Raw genomic sequence first — 20,293 nt, forward strand, 5'->3', positions numbered from 1 at the left:
AGCAGGGAGTGGATATTCCGGGCAAGGCCAAGAACCCGCTATCTAACTTCCGCTATTGGGAAGTCTGTGAGAGTCGCGATCGCCCGGCCGCTGTCACGGATGGAGACGAGTACCGCGGCGTTCCGAGACTCTTTCGAAGAGTGTTCCCTCAGTGACCCCGTGTGCATTCCCGGGCCACGGACCCTCTTCCGAACGCGCGACCCCCGGCCTGAGAACCTGCGAGAGTAGTTCGATGGTGACTGCACAGGACGTGGATGGAGGGCTGGACCTCGAGTCAGTTCGGGCTCTTTTTCCCGCCACGCGAAATCTGACCTACTTGGATCCCGCTGCGGTGGGCATCATGTCACGTTGGAGCGTGCACGCGATGGGGGAAATCGCACAATCGCACGCCGACAACGGGATCGTTGCCACAGCGGCGTGGGGCGAGATGATCGAGGGGGCGCGTCGGAGTCTTGCCGAAATGATTGGCGGGTCCGCGGAGCGCCTGGCCTTCACCCAGAACACCGCCACCGCCCTTGCGCTGGTGGTGAACGGCCTCACGTGGCGAGACGGCGACAACGTGGTCGTGCCTTCGGGGGAATTTCCGTCCAACTTCTATCCGTGGTTACAGCTTCGCAGCAAGGGTGTCCACATCCGGGAAGTGCCCATGGTCGAAGGCCACGGCGACCTCGTCGAGCTCGATCGGATGATCGATGACAGGACACGGGTTGTCGCGATCAGTGCAGTGCAGTACTCCTCGGGCTACCGCTACGATTTGGCGCAAATCGCTGCGCTGTGCAGGAAGCGCGACGCGCTGCTGGTCGTCGATGGAACCCAGGCCGTTGGCGCGCTCTGGGTTCACGCGGACAGGGACGGGGTCGACGTTCTCGCCGTCAGCGCTCACAAGTGGATGCTCGGTCCGCTCGGAGTGGGTTTCGCACATTTCTCTGAACGCGCGATGCATCGCATACAGCCCTCCGTGGTCGGCTGGTTGAGCGTCGCGGATCCCTACGCCTTCACGCACGAACCGGTCTTCGCGAGTGACGCCCGACGCTTCGAATCCGGCACCGAGGTAGTGGCCAATATTGCTGGACTTTCCGCAGCAGCTGACCTTGTCGCGGAGATCGGACGAGCCAAGGTCGAAGAAGTGGTTTTGGACCGCACAGCTGAATTGGCTGTCGCGCTCTCGGGCGTTGGATTGACTATCACCCGTGACAGCGACCGAGCACATTGGTCCGGCATTCTGATCGCCACCAGCGGTCAGGGCGACGCGATATTGCATCGCCGCCTCTTGGCGGCCGGGGTGCGCTGCTCATTGCGGAATGGGCTTCGATTCGCACCCCACTTCTATTCCGCAGCCGAAGACTTCGAGGTTGCGTGTGATGTACTTCGAGGCGGATCGAATTGATGTTAAAGCCAATTGCGGCAGGCAAGCGCGGCGCGCCAAGTGAAACAATGAAGGACCGGGATGGCCTTCAAACCATCCCGGTCCTTTATCGATCGAATTCCTAAAGGATTCCTAACGAATTCTAGAATTGCATTTTGTCGGGGTAACAGGATTTGAACCTGCGACCTCTTCGTCCCGAACGAAGCGCGCTACCAAACTGCGCCACACCCCGATGCCCAAGTATCGAGCCGATCCGCAAAACGGACCTTGTCAAGAATAGCTGATATCTCGGGCCGTGAGTGTCAACAGCGTCGCCTCGGGTCGGCAGGCGAAGCGAACCGGCGCGTAGATGGATGTTCCGAGCCCGGCCGACACGTTGAGATACGCGGTGCGGCGTGCGTGCGTCCAGAGGCTGAGGCCCTTCACCTGGTCCCGGGGGATGTCGCAGTTGGTCACCAGGGCGCCATAGCCGGGCACGCAGACCTGCCCGCCGTGGGTGTGGCCGGCGAAGATGAGCTCCGAACCGTAGTTGACGAGGGAGTTCAGTACGCGCTGGTATGGCGAGTGGGTGAGCCCGATGGTCACGGGATTCGGTCCGCCCGATTCATCCGCCCAGCCCACGTTTTCGCGCATCTCGTCCATCGCGCCCGGCAGCTTCGCGAGCTTGTCCCACCCGACGTGGGCGTCGTTCACCCCGAGGAATTCGAGTCGCGAACCCTTGATGCTCATCGCCCGGGCTGTGTTGTTGAGGTCGAGCCAGCCGAGTCCCTCGAGATAGGAGGTGAGCCTGCCGTTGTCCAGACGGGCTTGCGTGTGATCCGTCTTCGAGGGTGCGGTGAAATAGGTGAACGGGTTCTTGGCTACCGGCCCGAAATAGTCGTTGGAGCCGTGCACGAATACGCCCGGGATGCCGCGGAAGGGTTCGAGGGCATATTCCACGCCCTCGATCCCTCGTTCGTGACCGAGGTTGTCGCCGGTATCGACCACCAGGTCGGGCTCGTACACGGCGAGGCCGCGGATCCACTCCTGCTTCTCGCGCTGCCACGGGGCCATGTGGAGGTCTGCCAGGTGCAAAACGGTGAGGGGACGCGCCCCCGGCTGCAGCACCGGTAGGGTGTGCGTGCGCAGGGTGAACCGGTTGCGCTCGACCAGCGTGCCCCACGCGAGGCTACCGAGCCCGACCGCGGCGACCGCTAGGGCAGCCGAGGCCGCCCGTTCGGATGCCCTGCTCACTTGGGGCAGACCCCGCCCGGGTCACTTCCATCGGGCTTGCCATACACGGTGAGGGTGACCGGATCGGTCTTGGTGGCCGCCGATCCCGACGAGGGGTTCGAGGCCTGCACGATACAGACGCTGTCAGTCTGGCCGGGCAACGGATTGCCCTTCGCCCACTGGTAGCTGATCTTGCTCGGATCGAATCCCGCGCTCGCGATCGCCGCATCCGCTACCTGGCGGGTGAGCCCGGTCACGTTCGGCATCGTGGTGGAGAGGCTGCCATCGCTGGTGAAGACTGTGATGTTCGCACCGGAGGGCACCTTCGAGCCCGCGGCGGGATCCGTGCGGGTGATGCGACCGGCTGGCAGGCCTGAGGCCTCCGGGCCGCCATCCGTGTACTGGAACTTGAGGCTGGTGAGCAGCCTCTGGGCCTGGTCCGAGGTCTGGCCGGTGAGGCTCGGCACGATCGCCGACGAGCCACCGAGCATCGCAGCGGACGCCGCGGGGAACGACTTCTCTCCGCCGTACTTGGCGTCCGCCGGCTTCATGATGGCCTTGAAGATGTTGAAGCGCGCGTAGGAGGCGTAGTTCTGGCGCGTGATCGGGTTGGTGTTCCTTCGAAGGCTGGTGTGTCCCGAGATGTTGCCGGTCCAGACCGCGGTGCCGATCTTGGTCGTCGTTCCCATGATCCACACGTGGTCCGCCGTGTCGCTCGTACCGGTCTTTCCACCGATCGCCAGCCCGTCGCGAGGGTTACCGGGGGAGCTCGTTCCGCTCTGCATGCTTCCGGCCATCGCGTTGAGCGTGCCAGCAGCGACGTCGGCGGAGATGCCCTGGTTGCAGGTCTTGGCCTGCCCCGGCAGTGTCTTGCCCGCGGCATTCACCACACTGTCGATGATGATCGGCTCGCAGTGGTTTCCGTTCGCCCCGACGGCGGCGGCTGCGGCGGCGATGGTCAGCGGCGCCTGCTCGTTGGAGCCGAGGATGGTGTTCGGGTTGGTGTTCAGCGGGGTTCCGTCGGCGCGATGCGCACCGAGACTCGCGGCGGTGTCCCGGATCGAGCAGAGGTCCTGCCGCTGGGCCATTTGCATGAACGAGTTGTTGACCGATCCGATCAGGGCGGACTTGACGGTCATGTAGCTGCCGCTGCCGCTGTCGTTCTTGAGGAGGAAGGTACCTCCGTTGTCCAGCGGAACGCCTCCGCAGTTGAAGCTGGAGAACTTGTAGGTCTGCGGGCTGTGACCGTCGACGAGGTCGTTGAGGCCGTGTCCGGTCTGGAGCCAGTTGGCGAGATCGAACACCTTGTAGGTGGAACCGGTGGGGAAGCCCCGTGACCCGCCGTAGGGGAAATCGGTGCTGAAGTTCACCGCAGTGGTGGTCTGCGGATCTGCGCCCGGCGCGTCGTCGAAGAGCTTGTTCTGAGTCATCACCAGGATGCGACCGGTGCCACCCTCCACAGTGTCGGCCGCTGCGCCGAGCGGGAAGCGCGCTTCGGTCGGGGGAGCCTGCTGCGCGATGCTCGCGGAAGCGGCGTCCTGCAGGTCGAGGTCGATGGACGTATAGATCTTGTAGCCGCCCATGTCCCAGTTCGCCTGGCGTTCGGCGGCTGTGGCTCCGAGTGACTCGAGCACCGGAGCCGCCCCGGGGAACTTCTTGGCGTCGGCGGTGATTACCTTCGAGACGTAGTCGCAGGGCCACTTCGCGTTGGCCTCGATGGCGTTGCGGCATCCATTGAACTGGGGGGTGAGCTTGACGTACGACTCGATCGGGGTGGCGATCGCGTCGTCATGCTGCTTCTGGGCGATGTCCTTCTCCGCGAGCATGGCGTTGAGGATCTGGTCGCGGCGCAACTTATTGGCCGGATACCGCTTCGGGTCGAGCAGATTCTGAGCGGTGGGCTGCTGCACGATCGCGATCAGGCTCGCAGCCTGCGGAAGCGTCACGTCTTTCGCAGACACTCCGTAATAGAGCTGAGCCGCGGACTCCACACCATAGGTGTTCGAGCCCATTCCCACGATGTTGAGATACCCGAGCAGGATCTCCTTCTTCGTGTAGGCCTTGTCGAGGCCGATCGCGAGCTTCATCTCCTTGAGCTTGCGGTCGATGGAGTATCCGCTCGCTGCCGCGATCGCGGCGTCGCGCTCCTTGCCGGTCTTCGTCGTGAACGCTTCCTGCACGAGGATGTTCTTCACCAGCTGCATGTCGAGGGTAGAGCTTCCGCTCTGTTGGCCGCCCTGGGTGTTCGTGATCGCGGCGCGCGCGATCGACGGTACGTCCACTCCGCCGTGGTCGTAGAAGCGGCGGTCTTCACCGTCTACTGCGCCCTGTTTGAGGAACGGCGAGACGGCATCCCATCCAACTACCTGCCGGTTCTGCTTGTAGATCGTCGCGATCTTCTCCGGCTGTCCTCCGCGCATGGCGAAGATCTGGTTCTGTTGCGATGGCGCGCTGATCTTGATCGAGTCGGGAAGGTTCTCGAAGATGTCGATGGAGCCCTGGGCCGTCATGCTGGTGACGGCGATGGCAGGGGTGACCATCGCGGTGACCAGAACACCGGCGAGAACGCTGAAGCCGAGGAGGCCGAGCAGGCCTCCGAGCACGCCGGACGGCTTCAATTTTTGGGCAGACATAGAATCAGGGTAAGGGATGATCGCCCTGTCGAACCTGAAGGGATGCCGGGATGACCACGTGGGAATACGTCACCACTCCGCTTATCGTGCACAATACCGCCGCGATTCTGAACAACTGGGGTTCGGAGGGCTGGGAACTCGTGCAGGTGGTCACCGGGCCAGAAGGCGGCCTCGTCGCCTACCTGAAGCGTGCCAAGAACGAGGAGAACTGATGTCTGCGATCGACGACCGTCTCACCGAGCTGGGGTTGGAGCTTCCCGCCATCGCCGCTCCCGCCGGGGTCTACATTCCCGCTGTCGTCAGCGGCAATCTCGTGTTCACGTCGGGCCAGCTGCCTTTCACCGCGGGCGCGCTTCCCGCCACTGGCAAGGTCGGTGCGACCGTCACCGCCGAAGACGCGAAGACCTACGCCGCAACCTGTGTGCTGAACGCACTCGCTGCCGTGGAATCCGCGATCGGATCGCTGGACCGGGTCACCCGCGTCGTGAAGGTCGTCGGTTTCGTGTCGTCCGACCCGGCGTTCACTGGCCAGCCGGGCGTCATCAACGGGGCATCAGAACTGCTCGGAGAGATCTTCGGCGACCGGGGGGTGCACGCCCGGAGCGCGGTGGGCGTAGCGGTGTTGCCACTCGATTCGCCTGTCGAGGTGGAGTTGATCGTCGAGTTCGCTTGAGCCGGTCTCGATACGCGCCGTAGACGGCGCTACTCGGCCGGCGGGATTCGATGATCGAGTCGGCCGCCCAGCGGCCGGATCGAGATCACTTCATCCGGTCGCTGATGATCTGCATGACCGATGTGTCGGCGAGCGTTGTCGTATCGCCGATGTCCCGACCCTCCGCGACATCCTGCAGCAGCCGTCGCATGATCTTGCCTGAGCGTGTCTTCGGCAGTTCCGCGACGATGAAGATCTCGCGCGGGCGGGCGATCGCTCCGATCTGCTCGGCGACGTGGCCGCGGAGCAGCGCACTGGCGTCGTCCGCTCTGTAGGCCTCGGCGTGTTCGCCGCGCAAGATCACGAAGGCGACGACGGCCTGGCCGGTCGTCTCATCCGCGGCTCCGACGACCGCCGACTCCGCGACGATCGGATGCGACACGAGTGCCGACTCGATCTCCGCGGTCGAGAGCCGGTGGCCTGAGACGTTCATCACGTCGTCGACGCGTCCGAGCAGCCAGATGTCGCCGTCTTCGTCGAGACGCGCTCCGTCGCCGGCGAAATACAGCGGGCCACCCGGTGCATCCGCGAACTTCGACCAGTAGGTCTCGACGAAGCGATCCGGGTCACCCCAGATCCCGCGCAGCATCGAGGGCCACGGCTCGGTCACGACGAGAAGGCCGCCACCTCCGGCCGGCACCGGATGGCCCGCCTCGTCGAGCACATCGATCGAGATCCCCGGCAGCGCTACCTGCGCCGAACCCGGCTTCAGAATCGTGACGCCGGGCAGCGCGGAAACCATGATCGCGCCGGTCTCTGTCTGCCACCAGGTGTCGACGATCGGAGTCGTGCCTCCACCGATGACATCGCGGTACCAGACCCAGGCCTCCGGGTTGATCGGCTCTCCCACGCTGCCGAGCACGCGCAGCGAGCTGAGGTCGAAATCATCCGGAACCTGCCGTCCGAGCTTCATGAACGAGCGGATGGCGGTGGGTGCCGTGTAGAAGATGGTCACCCCGTATTTCTGGATGATCTCCCACCACCGCCCGCCGTGTGGCGCATCCGGGGTGCCCTCGTAGAGCACCTGGGTCGCACCGTTGGCGAGCGGTCCGTAGACGACGTAGCTGTGGCCGGTGATCCATCCCACGTCGGCGGTGCACCAGTAGACATCGGTCGCCGGGTTGAGGTCGAACACGTTCTTGTGGGTGAACGCCGCCTGCGTGAGATAGCCGCCACTCGTGTGCAGGATGCCCTTCGGCTTGCCCGTCGTGCCGGAGGTGTAGAGGATGAACAGCGGCGTCTCGGCGGGAAAACCCTCGGCCTCGTGTTCGGTCTCCGCCGCGGCCATCGCCTCGTGCCACCAGAGGTCGCGACCCTCGAACCAGTCGATCTCGTTCTCACCGCGCTTGACCACGAGCACGTTCTCGACAGTGTGGTCGCCCTCCTTGGCGAGGGCGGCATCCACCGCGGGTTTCAGGGCGCTGACCTTGCCCTTGCGCCATCCGCCGTCCGCGGTGATCACGAGCTTTGCACTCGCGTCATCGACGCGCGAGCGGATGCTGTCGGCACTGAAGCCTCCGAAGATCACCGAGTGCACCGCTCCGATGCGGGCCACGGCGAGCATCGCGATCACGGCCTCCGGGATCATCGGAAGGTAGACCGCGACACGGTCGCCTTTCTCGATGCCGAGGGAGGTGAGCAGGTTTGCCGCGCGCTTGACCTCCGCGGTGAGTTCGGCGTAGCTGAGGTCGCGGCTGTCGCCGGGTTCTCCCTCCCAGTGGAGGGCGATCCGGTCGCCGTTGCCGGCCAGCACATGCCGATCGAGGCAGTTGAACGCGACGTTCAACTCACCGTCTTCGAACCAGGTGGCGAAGGGGGCGTTCGACCAGTCGAGATCCTTGGTGAAGTCCTTGTTCCAGTGGAGCAACTCGCGGGACTGGGCGGCCCAGAAGGCGAGACGGTCGGCGAAGGCATCGTCGTACAGGGCTGCCGTTGCGACCGCGTCGGCTCGGAATTCCGGGCTCGGCGGGAAGCGTCGCTCTTCGTGCTGCAAGCTGTCAATGGAAGTGTTGGACATCGGTATCCCTCGCGAAGGCGGCGGGCGTCGATGCCCGAGCAGAGTAGTGATCCGATACTAGGCCGCTAGCGGGTTGCGCTCCGTTGCGCCCATTCTGGGAGTGTCCCCTGATCGCGGGGGTTTGTCTCTTGCGCCGGTGTTCTGCCGGAGTACACTGGGGTCGTTGAATGCAAATTCGATAAGCAACGCGCAGTGATTCCCCCCAATCCAGCGTTGCTGTGGCGGCGCCGGTTCCCCCCAACAGGCGCCGCCCCTCTTTTTTAATCGCCGTTCCTCCTTTCCTCCCCCGCACTCTCGGGCGCGAGTTCTCCCCGGTGGGGGAGCGAGGGCACCGGAGGCGCGAGGCGCGCTCTACCGTCGTGTCATGCCGACCGCTGCTCCGTTCGATCCGTCCACCTCGCTCGCCTCGGGCAAGGAGCGTTTCGTCGCACGCCGAGCGGGGGCGCAGCCCGCACCGGCAGTGCGACGGCGCACTCTCGCCGGATTCGAACTCGACGGGTTCGGACCGCTTTCTGACTTCGTCGCCGAGGCGGCGGTCACGGATGTCTTCGTGAACGGGCCGGCGGAAGTCTGGGTCGACCGCGGGCACGGCGCCGTGCGGCAAGAGCCCCTCGGATGGGACGAAGGCCTGCTGCGCGATCTCGCCGTGCGACTGATCGGGCTGGGCGGACGCCACATCGACGAAGCGACTCCTTGCGTCGATGTGCGCCTGCACGACGGCATCCGCATCCACGCGGTTCTTCCCCCGATCTCCCCGGCCGGCACACTCCTCTCTATTCGCCTTCCCCGAGTGGAGAGACTCGGGCTCACCGACCTCGACGCGGCCGGCTTCTTCTCGCGGATCGACCTCGAGACTGTGTCGCAGTTGGTGGCCCGGCGCGAAAACGTGCTCATCACCGGAGCGGGCGGCAGCGGCAAGACCACCCTGCTCGCGGCGTTGCTCTCGAGTGCACACGCTGGTGATCGGATCATCGCCATCGAGGATGTCGGAGAGCTGCGGGTGACCCACCCGCATTTCGTCTCACTCGAGGCCCGCCAAGCGAATCTGGAGGGTGCCGGGCACCTCGGACTCGATCGCCTGGTGCGGGAGGCTCTGCGGATGCGCCCCGACCGCCTCGTGCTCGGCGAGTGTCGCGGCGCGGAGATCCGGGAGCTGCTCGCCGCGCTCAACACCGGTCACGACGGGGGAGCGGGCACCCTGCACGCCAACTCGCTCGACGATGTTCCCGCGCGCATCGAAGCGCTCGGTGCGCTCGCCGGCATGACCGCGACGGCGATCGCGAGGCAGACGGTGAGTGCGATCGGCACCGTGTTGCACCTCGAGCGCGATCGCGACACCCGGCGACTGGCGCAGATCGGGCGATTCGCCCTCGATCGGCGAGATCGCCTCTGCATGGTGGAGTCTCGTGGTGAGGCGTGACCGCCGGGTCGATCTAGAGCCGCTCGCCGCCGTCGTGCAGAGGCTCGGAGTGCTGCTTGCCGCGGGAGTCGCTCCCGCATCGGGCTGGGCGTATGTCGCGGAAGCCGCCCACGGCTCCGCCGCCGCCGGAGCCCGAGCAGTCGCCGATGTCGCGGCCCGCGGTGGATCGGTGACCGAGGCGATCGTCTCCGTCGCTTCGGCACGCCGCGCGGATCGGGCGGCCTGGCGCGGTCTCGCCGCCGCCTGGCTCGTCGCAACAGAGGCGGGCGCCCCGCTGGCCCCGACCCTTTCCGAACTGTCCGCAACGCTCCGTTCACTCGCCCAGAACCAGCGGGATGTCGAGACGGCGCTTGCCGGTCCGGTAGCGACGGCCCGGATGGTGATGGTGCTGCCGGCCGTGGGAATCCTGTTCGGCCTCGCCCTCGGGTTCGACTCGCTCCATGTGCTCGTCGCCACGCCGCCCGGGCTCGTCTGCCTCGCACTCGGAATACTGCTGATGGGACTGGCCCAGCTGTGGAACCGGAAGCTTCTTCGCGGCGCCCGGCCGACCAACCTCACCCCGGGCCTCACGCTCGATCTCATGGCGATCGCGGTGTCGGGCGGCGCATCCCTGTCCCGAGCGCAGGGTGCGGTCGCCGGTGCCCGCGAGGCCTGCGGCATCGATCCCGACGACGGCGACGCGGCGATCGCGGAGGTGCTCGAACTCAGCCGACGGGCAGGCGTGCCGGCGGCGGCACTGTTGCGCGCGGAGGCTGTCGAGGCTCGCCGCTCCGCCCGGAGCGCCGGAGAGAGGGCGGCCGCGACGCTCGGGGTCACGCTCATGCTGCCGCTCGGCGTGTGCATCCTCCCTGCCTTCATGCTGCTCGGGGTGGCGCCACTGCTGATCGCCGTCCTCTCGTCCACAGTGACCGGATTGTGACGCCGGTGCACCGATGGGCGAGCGCCGACTCGGAGCAATCGCTTCCGGTTGCACGCTGAGGGGGCACGGCAGCCCGCCGGGCGCCTGACGAAAGGAATGATCGATGGGGAAGAGATTGCGTTCGAGGCTCCGTGAAGAAGACGGGGCGGCGACCGCCGAATACGCCATTGCCACTCTCGCCGCTGTCGGATTCGCGGGGCTGCTCGTCGCCATCCTGCGCAGCGACGAGGTGCGGGGCATGCTCACCGAGCTCGTGCATCGTGCGCTCACGTTCGCCGGGTGACCGGCCGGGCTGGCTAGGCCACGACGAGCGGGGCAGTGTGACCGCAGAGTTCGCCACTGTCCTCCCGGCTGCGCTGCTGGTGCTGGCTGCGTGCCTGACCGGGCTGCAGCTCTCCAGCCAGCACCTGCGGCTGCAGCAGGTGGCGGCGATGGCTGCACGCGGTGTCGCTCGTGGCGAGCCGGTCGGTGCCGCGAGCGGTCTCGTGCCCGGCGCGACCCTGCGGGTGGAGCACCGGGGAGAGCTGGCCTGCGTCACGGCATCCGCTCCCGGTTCGCGAGCCGTGGGGGTGATCGGTGCCGTCACTGTGAGCGCCGTGAGCTGCGCACTCGACGGGGGACGCTGATGCTGCGGGCGCCCGAGAGTGAGAGCGAGCGCGGGTCTGGATCGGTGCTCGCCGTCGCGATCGTGGCGGCGATGCTGATGCTCTTCTCGCTACTACTTCCGGTCGTCAGCGTGTTGTCGGTGCAGCAGCGCGCGGCCGGGGCGGCGGATGCTGCGGCGCTCGCCGCAGCGGATGTCGCGGTGGGCATCCGCTCGGGAAGCCCGTGTGAGGTGGCATCCACGGTCGCTCTCGCGAACTCGACCCGCCTGGACGGATGTGTCGTCGACGACGCCACCGCGACCGTGCGTGTCACGGCCTCCGTGCTCGGTTTCGAGGTGTCCGCCCGAGCCACTGCGGGGCGTCCGCCCGGCGGGACGGCGCAGCGGGTCGGGCTGACTGGGGGTGGTGGATGAAGCGGCCGTCAGGTTTCTGTGTGTATGGTGTGCGTGTCGGGACCACCACCGATATCTCCGATGCCCGGTGAAGAGCATCAGCGGGGCCGCCCTAGGCTGGGCGAGGTTTCGTTTCACCCGGAGACCCACAGAGGCGGCGGCAGTCGCAGTAGTCGAGGAGTCAAGTGCCTGGCACGAAGAAGCTGGTCATAGTCGAGTCGCCCGCAAAGGCGAAGACGATTGCCCAGTACCTGGGCGACGGATACGAGGTGCTGGCCTCGGTCGGTCACATCCGCGACCTGATCGAGCCGAAAAACCTGCCGCCGGAGCTCAAAAAGGGGTCTCTCGGCAAGTTCTCCATCGATGTCGAAAACGGCTTCCAGCCCTATTACGTCGTGTCGGACCAGAAGAAGAAGACGGTCGCCGAACTGAAGCGCGCGCTCAAGGGCGCCGACGAGCTCTACCTCGCAACTGATGAGGACCGCGAGGGTGAGGCCATCGCGTGGCACCTGCTCGACGAGCTCAAGCCCAAGGTGCCGGTCAAGCGCATGGTGTTCCACGAGATCACCAAAGAAGCGATCGAACGTGCCCGCGACAACACCCGTGACATCGACACCGCTCTCGTCGACGCGCAGGAGACCCGGCGCATCCTCGATCGTCTCTACGGCTACGAGATCTCGCCGGTGCTGTGGCGCAAAGTCGGCCCCGGGCTCTCCGCCGGTCGCGTGCAGTCCGCCGCCACCCGACTCGTCGTCGACCGGGAGCGCGAACGCCTCGCCTTCGTCGCGGCCGGCTACTGGGATCTCTCGGCGCTGCTCGCGGCATCCGATTCCTCCAGCCCGTTCGAATCCCGTCTCGCCCGCCTCGACGGGGTTCGCGTGGCCACCGGCCGCGACTTCGACGACAAGGGTCAGCTAAAAGCATCCACGAACGGCAAGGCGGATGCCGTGGCGCTCGATGAGCAGGCGGCCACCTCCCTCGCCGAAGCGTTGCGCGACCCCGCTGTGCCGGTGATCGTCTCGTCGGTCGACTCCAAGCCCTACACTCGGCGCCCGGCGGCGCCATTCAGCACCTCCACGCTGCAGCAGGAGGCCGCGCGCAAGCTGCGTTTCTCCGCTCGCCAGACGATGAGTGTTGCGCAGGGGCTGTACGAAAACGGGTACATCACCTACATGCGTACCGACTCGCTCAACCTGTCGCAGCAGGCGATGTCTGCCGCCCGCAGCCAGGCGGCATCCCTCTACGGCGCGGAGAGCGTCTCCGAGAAGCCGCGGACCTACGCCAGCAAGAGCAAGAACGCCCAGGAAGCGCACGAGGCAATCCGGCCGGCCGGGGACACCTTCCGCACTCCGTCCCAGCTCGAGGGAACCCTGCGGGGCAACGACTGGAAGCTGTACGACCTCATCTGGAAGCGCACAGTCGCGTCGCAGATGGCCGACGCCAAGGGCATGACCGCGTCCGTCGTCATCACCGCCGGTCCCGTGCAGGGCACGACGATGGCCGAGTTCGCGGCGAGTGGCACGGTCATCACCTTCCGCGGATTCCTTCAGGCCTACGAGGAGAGCCGGGACGAGGAGCGCAACGACGCCGCCGAGCCCGCCGAGGCGAAACTGCCTCCGCTCACGGTCGGCCAGAAACTGACCGTCGCGGATGTCGAGGCCAAGGGCCACGAGACCAGCGCGCCGCCCCGTTACACCGAGGCGAGCCTCGTGAAGACTCTCGAAGAGTTGGGGATCGGGCGCCCGTCCACTTATGCGTCGATCATCTCGACCATCATCGACCGCGGGTACGTCACCCCGCGCGGCACCGCCCTGGTGCCGAACTGGATCGCCTTCTCGGTCGTACGGCTGCTCGAGGAGTTCTTCTCCGACCTGGTGGAGTACCACTTCACCGCGGGCATGGAGGATGACCTCGACCGCATCGCCGACGGCAAGGAAGACCGGGTCGACTGGCTCAACAGTTTCTATTTCGGCAGCGAGAAGCACCGCGGCTTGCGCAGCGTCATCGACAACCTCGGTGAGATCGATGCGAAGAGCATCAACTCGATCAAGCTCGACGACGAGGTCACGCTGCGCATCGGCAAGTACGGTCCCTACCTCGAAGTCGTGGATGAGGATGCCGCCCCCGAGGCGACACCGCGCCGCGTGAACATCCCGCCGGAGCTCGCCCCGGACGAGCTCACCATTGTGAAGGCCCATGAGCTGATCGATGCGCCGGTCGTGGTGGATCGGGTGATCGGGGTCAACCCCGAGAACGGCAAGAACGTCGTCGCGAAGGACGGTCGTTTCGGTCCGTACATCACCGAGGTGGATCCCGAACCCGCCGCTGAGGCAGTCGAGACTCCGGCAGCCGAGCCGGTTGTCGATCCCGCCACCGGCGAGATCATCGAGCCGAAGAAGAAGCGGGCCGCGCCGAAGAAGGCAGCGGCGGTGAAGCCGCGCACCGCATCCATCTTCAAGTCCATGGATCTCGCGACCGTCGATATCGACACGGCGCTTCGCCTGCTCTCCCTGCCCCGCATCGTCGGCCAGGACCCCGAGAGCGGCGAGGAGATCACCGCCCAGAACGGCAAGTTCGGTCCGTACCTCAAGAAGGGCGCCGATACCAGGTCGCTCACCGAAGAGGACCAGATCTTCGAGATCGACCTCGCCGGGGCGATCGAGTTGTACGCCCAGCCGAAGTACGGCGCGCGCCGGGCATCCAGTGCGCTCAAGGAGTTCGATGCCGACCCCGAGAGCGGAAAGCCGATCCGTATCAAAGACGGGCGTTTCGGCGCCTACGTCACCGACGGCGTCACCAATGTGACGATTCCGCGCGGTGAGACGATCGAGGAGATCGACTTCGAACGCGCCGTGCAGATGCTCGCCGACAAGCGCGCGAAGGGCCCGACGGTCAAGAAGACCGCGGCCAAGAAGCCGGCGGCCAAGAAGCCGGCAGTCAAGAAGCCCGTCGCCAAGAAGCCCACCGTGAAGAAGGCCGTCGCGAAAAGCGCTGTCGCTGCGAAGCCGGCCGTGAAGAAGCCGGTAGCGAAGAGGCCGGTCGCGGCGAAACCGCCCGTGACCACAGAGTCCGCGCAGTAGGCGCGCGGGTGGATCGCGGCGGGAACGGCCTGTTCATCACCTTCGAGGGAGGGGACGGATCGGGCAAATCGACTCAGGCGAGCCTGCTCGCGGACTGGCTCATCGCAGCCGGTCATACGGTCGAGCGTTCCCGCGAACCGGGTGGCACGGAGCTCGGGCTCGAGCTGCGGGAGATCGTGCTCCATCGGCGAGGGCATATCGCCCCGCGCGCCGAGGCCCTGATCTATGCGGCAGATCGCGCCCACAACATCGCCACAAAGGTGCGCCCGGCCGTGGAGCGTGGCGAGATCGTGATCCAGGACCGCTACCTCGACTCCTCCGTGGCCTACCAGGGTGCCGGGCGCGTGCTCGATCCAACGGAGGTGCGGGATATCTCCCTCTGGGCGACCGAAGATTTCATGCCGAACCTGACGATTCTGCTCGATCTCGATGAGACGATCGGCCGGGAGCGACTAGATCAGGCACGCACTGCGTACGACCGCCTCGAGGCCGAGCATGGCGAGTTCCACGCGCGGGTGCGCGCCGGATTCCTCGCACTCGCGGCTGCCGATCCCGAGCGCTTCCTCGTGCTGCCGGCAACCGACTCGATCGAGTCGATCGCCGCCGCCATTCGCGATCGGGTCGCCGCACTTCTCGGCTGAGAGACCCAGCAGTTCGCAATCGGGGCCGTTCGCAACCGCGGCCGTTCGCAGCAGTTCGCAACCGCAGCAGTTCGCAGCAGGGGCCGTTCGCAAGTTGCTCTCGGCGATTCTTAGCGATTCCTTAACGGGCATGCTGCGAGCCTTGGCGTACCGAGAGGGAGGGCGCCGGATGGGCTTGCATCGCAGGGGAAGACGAATCGCCGTGACCATCACGACAGTCGTGGGCGTGACCAGCCTGGTGGCGACGACCGCCGGGTCCATCGTGCTGTGGCAAGACACACTCGTATCCCAGGCGAAGGCTCGCGCCGCCGCCGCGCTTGTGCCAGCGGTCGCACCCACGCCGTCCGCCGCGCCATCCAGCGCTCCGCCCGCGGCTCCACCGCCTCTTCCCGCGCCGACGATGAGCGCGACGCCCTCCGCACCCATCGCGCCCTCGAGCGACCCGGCCCCGGTGGCGCCTCCGGTCGTCGCCTCGGCTGCGCCGCGCCCGGCGCCGGTCGTCCAGCCGCCCGCGCCGGTCGCGCCGGTGCAGCCTGCGCCTGCACCCCCACCGCCTCCGCATTCGAAGTCGGGCGGGTCCTGAGAGTCCGCAGAGCCAGACCGCAGTCTTAGATGATTCTGGTATCGAGGATGGCACCGTCGGTAGCGGGTGCTCCAGCCAGCCCTTGGGTCGAATTCGGGGCATCCGGGATGTCTCCGGATGCTGTCAGCATCTACACCTGACTATCCAAGCAAGTGCAGAGAATCGGGTGGAACCGTGTGCGACAGAGTGATCGAAAGAGAGTGAGGGTGACATGAGTATTCGTGCAGAGGGCAAGAGGCTCGCGCTGCGTGTCACCACGAGTGTCGGAGTCGTCAGTCTCGCAGTCACCGGAGTCGCGTCGATCGCCCTCTGGCAGCAGACGGTGAGCCACAGTTCCCCCGGCGACACCAATGTGCAGGACGGCACGAATCAGGGCCCGGATGGCTCGAACCACGGTGACGATGATGGGGGATTCACGCGGCAGCAGCAGGTCGCACCCGTCACTCCGGGCCAGGGCGGCGGCTCCCACGCGCTGTCTTCCGGGTCGTGAGCTGATGACCGTGCGCCGCGATTGGCGCGACTGGAGTTGCGAAATCTCCGTCGTGGTGCCGGCATCCGCCGATATCGAGGTCGCAGAGAGCATCGTTCGGCAGGTCATGGACGATGTCTCCCGGGCGTGCAGTCGGTTCCGAGCCGATTCCGAGCTGTCAGTCGTCGCCTCGCAACTGCCCGACGGAGCCATAGTGAGCGAGCTGCTTGCGCGCCTCGTGCGCTCCGCCCTCGATGTTGCCGCGCTGACCGAGGGGGATGTCGACCCCACTCTCGGGAGCGCCCTCCGGGCCGTCGGCTACGACCGTGACCTGTCGGAGCTGCCGACTGCGCTGCCTGGCGAGCAGGTCGATCCGCGAGTGACCGTGGTGACACGGCGCACCCCGGGCTGGACGCGCGTGATGCTGGATCAGCGACAGCTCGCCGTGCCCGCCGACCTGGCGCTCGACCTCGGGGCGACCGCGAAGGCGATCGCTGTCGACCTGGCCGCAGAGAGCGTCGCGACCCGACTCGGCTGCTCCGTTCTGGTGAACATCGGCGGCGACCTCAAAACCTCTGGCCCTGCCCTTCCGGGAGGATGGCAGGTGCTCGTGCAGGACCTGGCCGGGGACCCCGCCCAGCAGGTTTCGGTCGGCGAGGGCGCGGCGATCGCGACCTCCAGCACCCAGAGGCGCACCTGGGCGCAGGGGGGATACCTGCGTCACCACATCCTCGACCCTCGATCCGGACTGCCGGTGGAACCGGTCTGGCGCAGCGTCTCGGTCGCAGCGCGCGACTGTCTCTTGGCGAATGCCTACAGCACCGCCTCGATAGTGCGCGGCCACGCCGCTGTCTCCTGGCTCGAGGGCTCGGGGGTGAGCGCGAGGCTGGTGGACCGCGCCGGGCGCGTCATCACCACCGGGTCCTGGCCGTCGCAACTCTCGCAGCCCCAGCTGGTGGGGGTGGAGGATGTCTGAGCTGCTGTGGGCCTTCGGGCGGGTCAGCGGTGTCGTCTCGATCCTCCTGTTCACCGCGTCCGTCGTGCTCGGGATCATCACGCGGTCGGGTCGGCCGCTTCCCGGCCTTCCGAGGTTCTCGATCTCGCTGGTCCATCGCAATGTCGCGCTGATCGCGAGCACCTTCCTCGTGCTGCACGTGGGCACGCTGTTGCTCGACACCTACGCGAGTCTCACGGTGGTCGACATCCTCGTTCCGTTCCGTGGAGTGTTCAAGCCGTTCTGGCAGGGTCTCGGCACCGTGGCCCTCGACCTGGTGATCGCCATCGTGGTCACGAGCCTTCTGCGCCGGCGGATCGGGGTGCGGATCGCCACATTCGTGCACTGGTTCACCTATGCGATGTGGCCGGTCGCGATGGCCCATGCCATCGGCAACGGCACCAATGGTACGAGCGGCTGGTTTCTCATCATCGCGGCCGCCTGCACTCTCGCGGTCGTCGTCGCCGTCATGTGGCGCACCTCGGTGCGGTTTCTCGAAACGTCGACGGCCCGGGCGCGGTCCCTCCGATGAGCGGCACGGCGGTAGCGGGGGCGATCCGCCCGCCCGGGGGGCTCAACCGGCTCTTCTCGGCCGGCCAGGATGCCGACTATCGCGCGCACCTCGCCGCTTTCGGCGCACTGGCGCCCTCCAGCCTCACACCGGAGCTGGTGGACGAGCTGGCGCGATCCGGGCTCTCGGGCCGGGGTGGGGCGGGATTCCCGGTCGCCCGCAAGGTCGGTGCGGTGAGCCGTCACAGCGACCGGCTCTGGGCTCGCAGCCCGGTCGTCATCGCGAATGGGGCGGAGGGCGAGCCACGGAGCATCAAGGACTCCACCCTGCTGCGGCACGCTCCACACCTGGTGATCGACGGGCTCCTCGCTGCCGGCGCCGCGGTGGGAGCATCGAAGCTCTACCTGTATGCGCCCGCCGGTTCGATCGACTATGCGCGGGCGGCGGCACGGGAACGCAAGGATGCCCGGTCTATCGTCTTCGTCGAGGCGAAGGACAGTTTCATCTCCGGCGAGGCGAGCGCGGTCGTCAACGCCATCGAGAACGGGATCGCCCTTCCGACCGATCGGATCGTGCGGCTCACCACGACGGGGCTGCGGCGGCTTCCCACGCTCGTGCACAATGTCGAGACCCTCGCGCAGGTGGGCCTCATCGCCAGATTCGGGGCGGCGTGGTTCCGGTCGCTCGGATCCGAGCGGGACCCCGGAACCCGGTTGGTGACGGTGTCGGGGTTCGTGCCGCAGGAGCGGGTGCTGGAGGTCGCGGGCCACACCTCGATCGCCGACATCCTCGAGTCCTGCGGTGTGCCCCTCGATGGTGTCGCGGCCGTGCTCGTCGGGGGATACCACGGGGCCTGGATCGCGCGGGACAACCTCACTGCGAACCTCTCGGCCGGCGGACTCGCACCTCACGGCGCCCGATCGGGGGCTGGGATCCTCTATGTGCTGGGACGGCACGAATGCCCGCTAGTCGCATCGGCGTCGATCGTGCACTACCTCGCGAGCGAATCGGCGAGGCAGTGCGGTCCGTGCCTCTTCGGCCTGCCCGAGATGGCGAGCCTGCTCGAACGCCTGGCAACGGGAGATCGCGAGCAGGGCCTTCGTCGCCAGCTCGAGGCCCTCACCCAATCGGTGATCGGGCGTGGGTCATGCCACCATCCCGACGGCACCGCCGGTCTCGTGCTGAGCACGCTGTCGGTGTTTGCTGCCGATGTGGATGCCCATCTCACCGGCAGGTGCCTGCGTACCGCGCAGCCGTCGAGGAGAAGCAATGGCTGAGCCGCCTCTCGGTCCCGTGCTCCACATCGACTGGACCCGGTGCGATGGCCGCGGCCTCTGCACCGAACTGCTTCCAGAGCTTCTCGCTCGTGACAAGTGGGGCTATCCGGTGGCGATCACCGGCGCGCCGACCGCGCGGTCCGACGTCGCGATCACACCTCGCCATCTGGATGCGGCGACGGATGCCGTCGCGCTGTGCCCCCTGTTGGCACTCACCATCGTTGGTTCCTCCCGCTAGCGCGGGCGGCTCCGGTCAGCCGCTCCACTTAGGCTTAGCCCCATGACCGTGTGGGACGAATTGACCGGCCAGTCGGAGGCGATCGCGATCTTCCGCGCTGCCGCCGCCGACTCGACGCTGGGCGATTCACCCATCGGCGATTCGGCGATGACCCACTCCTGGCTCATCACGGGTCCGCCCGGCTCCGGGCGATCGAACCTGGCGTACGCCTTCGCGACCGCGCTGCTCAGCCCGCCCGCGACCGGTGGAGTCGACGCCGGCGACGGCGCTGAGGCCACCCGCCGTCAGGTTGCGGCCCGCACTCATCCCGACCTCGCAGTTCTCAGCACCGAGGGCGTGATCATCAAGATGGATGACGTGCGCCGACTGGTCTCCAGCTCCAACTTCTCTCCCTCGGTGAGCCGTTATCGCGTGATCGTCATCGAAGACGCCGATCGCATGCAGGAGCGCACCTCCAATGTCTTGCTGAAGGCGCTCGAGGAGCCGCCGCCGAGAACCGTGTGGATCCTCTGCGCGCCGAGCGAGGCAGACCTGCTCCCGACCATCCGTTCCCGGGTACGCACCGTTCGGCTTCGGGTTCCGGATGTCGCGGAGGTGGCAGAGCTCATCGCCCAGCGCGACGACGTGGACATCGCCACGGCCACCCGGGCTGCGCGCGAGGCGCAGAGCCACATCGGCATGGCCCACCGCCTCGCCACCAATGAGGATGCCCGTCGCCGTCGCGAGCAGACCCTCGAGATCGCCCTCGGTATCCATACCGTGTCGGGGGCCGTGATTGCGGCGGCACAGCTCCTGGAGCTCGCCGGGCAAGACGCCAAGGCCATCACGGAGGAGCGCGATGCCGAGGAGCGTGAAAGTGCGCTGCGATCGCTCGGCATCGAGCCGGGCGGCACCATACCGCCGGCCCTCCGCGCCCAGCTGCGCACGCTGGAGGAGGACCAGAAGAGGCGCGCCACCCGCAGTCTTCGCGACGGCATCGACCGCATCATGGTCGATCTGCTCTCGCTGTACCGAGACATCCTGCTGCTGCAGCTAGGAGTCGACAGCGAGCCGATCAATCTGGCGATCCTCCCCCGGCTGACGACCGCGAGCGGCGCTTCGACGGCCGCCGAAACACTCGCCACGATGGATGCCATCGCCACCGCCCGCAAGCGCATCGAGGGAAACGTGGCTCCGGCCCTCGCCCTCGAAGCCATGCTGATCTCCACCGCTCGCTGAGGGATT

General features: G+C 66.8%; 20 protein-coding genes and 1 tRNA gene. 17 read left to right on the top strand and 4 right to left on the bottom strand.

All coding sequences use genetic code 11. From position 1 onward, the window contains the following. Positions 1–232 precede the first annotated feature (232 nt). A complete protein-coding gene (locus F1C58_RS02230) occupies positions 233–1,387 on the top strand; it encodes an aminotransferase class V-fold PLP-dependent enzyme (protein WP_185202406.1) in 1,155 nt (384 codons plus the stop codon). A 137-nt stretch (positions 1,388–1,524) separates the two neighbouring features. Here the strand turns inward: F1C58_RS02230 and F1C58_RS02235 are convergent. From F1C58_RS02235 to F1C58_RS02245, 3 genes are all read right to left on the bottom strand, one after another. After that, positions 1,525–1,598, bottom strand: a tRNA-Pro gene (locus tag F1C58_RS02235). A gap of 38 nt (positions 1,599–1,636) precedes the next feature. Then, positions 1,637–2,599 carry a metallophosphoesterase gene (locus F1C58_RS02240; RefSeq protein ID WP_185202407.1) on the bottom strand — a complete coding sequence of 321 codons (963 nt, stop codon included), beginning with the start codon at positions 2,597–2,599 and terminating at the stop codon, positions 1,637–1,639. Further along, positions 2,596–5,211 carry a transglycosylase domain-containing protein gene (locus F1C58_RS02245; protein ID WP_185202408.1) on the bottom strand — a complete coding sequence of 872 codons (2,616 nt, stop codon included), beginning with the start codon at positions 5,209–5,211 and terminating at the stop codon, positions 2,596–2,598. Before F1C58_RS02245 ends, F1C58_RS02240 begins: the two co-directional genes overlap by 4 nt. A 50-nt stretch (positions 5,212–5,261) precedes the next feature. Here F1C58_RS02245 and F1C58_RS02250 point away from each other — a divergent pair, with 50 nt between their 5' ends. After that, positions 5,262–5,423, top strand: a complete 162-nt coding sequence (locus F1C58_RS02250; RefSeq protein WP_185202409.1) for a hypothetical protein — start codon at positions 5,262–5,264, stop codon at positions 5,421–5,423. Next, positions 5,423–5,884 carry a RidA family protein gene (locus F1C58_RS02255; RefSeq protein WP_185202410.1) on the top strand — a complete coding sequence of 154 codons (462 nt, stop codon included), beginning with the start codon at positions 5,423–5,425 and terminating at the stop codon, positions 5,882–5,884. The genes F1C58_RS02250 and F1C58_RS02255 overlap by 1 nt, the downstream gene beginning before the upstream one ends. Before the next feature lie 85 nt (positions 5,885–5,969). On the opposite strand, the gene acs is transcribed toward F1C58_RS02255, so the two are convergent. After that, on the bottom strand, positions 5,970–7,940 hold the full coding sequence (acs, locus tag F1C58_RS02260; protein WP_185202411.1) for an acetate--CoA ligase: 1,971 nt from the start codon (positions 7,938–7,940) through the stop codon (positions 5,970–5,972). A gap of 364 nt (positions 7,941–8,304) precedes the next feature. Between acs and F1C58_RS02265 the strand changes: the two genes are divergently transcribed. From F1C58_RS02265 to F1C58_RS02330, 14 genes are all read left to right on the top strand, one after another. Next, the gene (locus F1C58_RS02265; protein WP_185202412.1) at positions 8,305–9,360 is read left to right on the top strand and encodes a TadA family conjugal transfer-associated ATPase; all 1,056 of its coding nucleotides are present in this window, start codon (positions 8,305–8,307) and stop codon (positions 9,358–9,360) included. Further along, positions 9,350–10,279: a type II secretion system F family protein gene (locus tag F1C58_RS02270; RefSeq protein WP_185202413.1), complete on the top strand. Its 930-nt coding sequence runs from the start codon at positions 9,350–9,352 to the stop codon at positions 10,277–10,279. Before F1C58_RS02265 ends, F1C58_RS02270 begins: the two co-directional genes overlap by 11 nt. A gap of 103 nt (positions 10,280–10,382) precedes the next feature. After that, positions 10,383–10,562 (top strand): DUF4244 domain-containing protein, encoded by a 180-nt coding sequence (locus tag F1C58_RS02275; protein WP_185202414.1) that lies wholly within the window; start codon positions 10,383–10,385, stop codon positions 10,560–10,562. A 37-nt stretch (positions 10,563–10,599) separates the two neighbouring features. Then, entirely contained in the window at positions 10,600–10,905 is a 306-nt protein-coding gene (locus tag F1C58_RS02280; RefSeq protein WP_255461217.1) for a hypothetical protein, read from the top strand. After that, the gene (locus F1C58_RS02285) at positions 10,905–11,297 is read left to right on the top strand and encodes an Rv3654c family TadE-like protein (protein ID WP_185202416.1); all 393 of its coding nucleotides are present in this window, start codon (positions 10,905–10,907) and stop codon (positions 11,295–11,297) included. Before F1C58_RS02280 ends, F1C58_RS02285 begins: the two co-directional genes overlap by 1 nt. Positions 11,298–11,461: 164 nt before the next feature. Continuing rightward, positions 11,462–14,356, top strand: a complete 2,895-nt coding sequence (gene topA / locus F1C58_RS02290) for a type I DNA topoisomerase (protein ID WP_185202417.1) — start codon at positions 11,462–11,464, stop codon at positions 14,354–14,356. Between the two features lie 8 nt (positions 14,357–14,364). Then, complete coding sequence (gene tmk, locus F1C58_RS02295) at positions 14,365–14,997, top strand: dTMP kinase (RefSeq protein WP_185202418.1); 633 nt, start codon at positions 14,365–14,367, stop codon at positions 14,995–14,997. Positions 14,998–15,199: 202 nt separating this feature from the next. Next, on the top strand, positions 15,200–15,580 hold the full coding sequence (locus F1C58_RS02300; RefSeq protein WP_185202419.1) for a hypothetical protein: 381 nt from the start codon (positions 15,200–15,202) through the stop codon (positions 15,578–15,580). Positions 15,581–15,791: 211 nt separating this feature from the next. Next, entirely contained in the window at positions 15,792–16,070 is a 279-nt protein-coding gene (locus F1C58_RS02305; protein WP_185202420.1) for a hypothetical protein, read from the top strand. A gap of 4 nt (positions 16,071–16,074) precedes the next feature. Continuing rightward, a complete protein-coding gene (locus F1C58_RS02310) occupies positions 16,075–17,025 on the top strand; it encodes an FAD:protein FMN transferase (protein WP_185202421.1) in 951 nt (316 codons plus the stop codon). Then, a complete protein-coding gene (locus tag F1C58_RS02315) occupies positions 17,018–17,575 on the top strand; it encodes a ferric reductase-like transmembrane domain-containing protein (RefSeq protein WP_255461218.1) in 558 nt (185 codons plus the stop codon). The genes F1C58_RS02310 and F1C58_RS02315 overlap by 8 nt, the downstream gene beginning before the upstream one ends. Beyond that, complete coding sequence (locus F1C58_RS02320; RefSeq protein ID WP_185202422.1) at positions 17,572–18,831, top strand: NADH-ubiquinone oxidoreductase-F iron-sulfur binding region domain-containing protein; 1,260 nt, start codon at positions 17,572–17,574, stop codon at positions 18,829–18,831. The genes F1C58_RS02315 and F1C58_RS02320 overlap by 4 nt, the downstream gene beginning before the upstream one ends. Continuing rightward, complete coding sequence (locus F1C58_RS02325; RefSeq protein ID WP_185202423.1) at positions 18,824–19,069, top strand: ferredoxin; 246 nt, start codon at positions 18,824–18,826, stop codon at positions 19,067–19,069. Before F1C58_RS02320 ends, F1C58_RS02325 begins: the two co-directional genes overlap by 8 nt. A 42-nt stretch (positions 19,070–19,111) precedes the next feature. Continuing rightward, positions 19,112–20,287: a DNA polymerase III subunit delta' gene (locus tag F1C58_RS02330; protein ID WP_185202424.1), complete on the top strand. Its 1,176-nt coding sequence runs from the start codon at positions 19,112–19,114 to the stop codon at positions 20,285–20,287. Positions 20,288–20,293: the final 6 nt, after the last annotated feature.

This window comes from Glaciihabitans sp. INWT7, from assembly GCF_014217685.1.
Classification (GTDB): domain Bacteria; phylum Actinomycetota; class Actinomycetes; order Actinomycetales; family Microbacteriaceae; genus Lacisediminihabitans.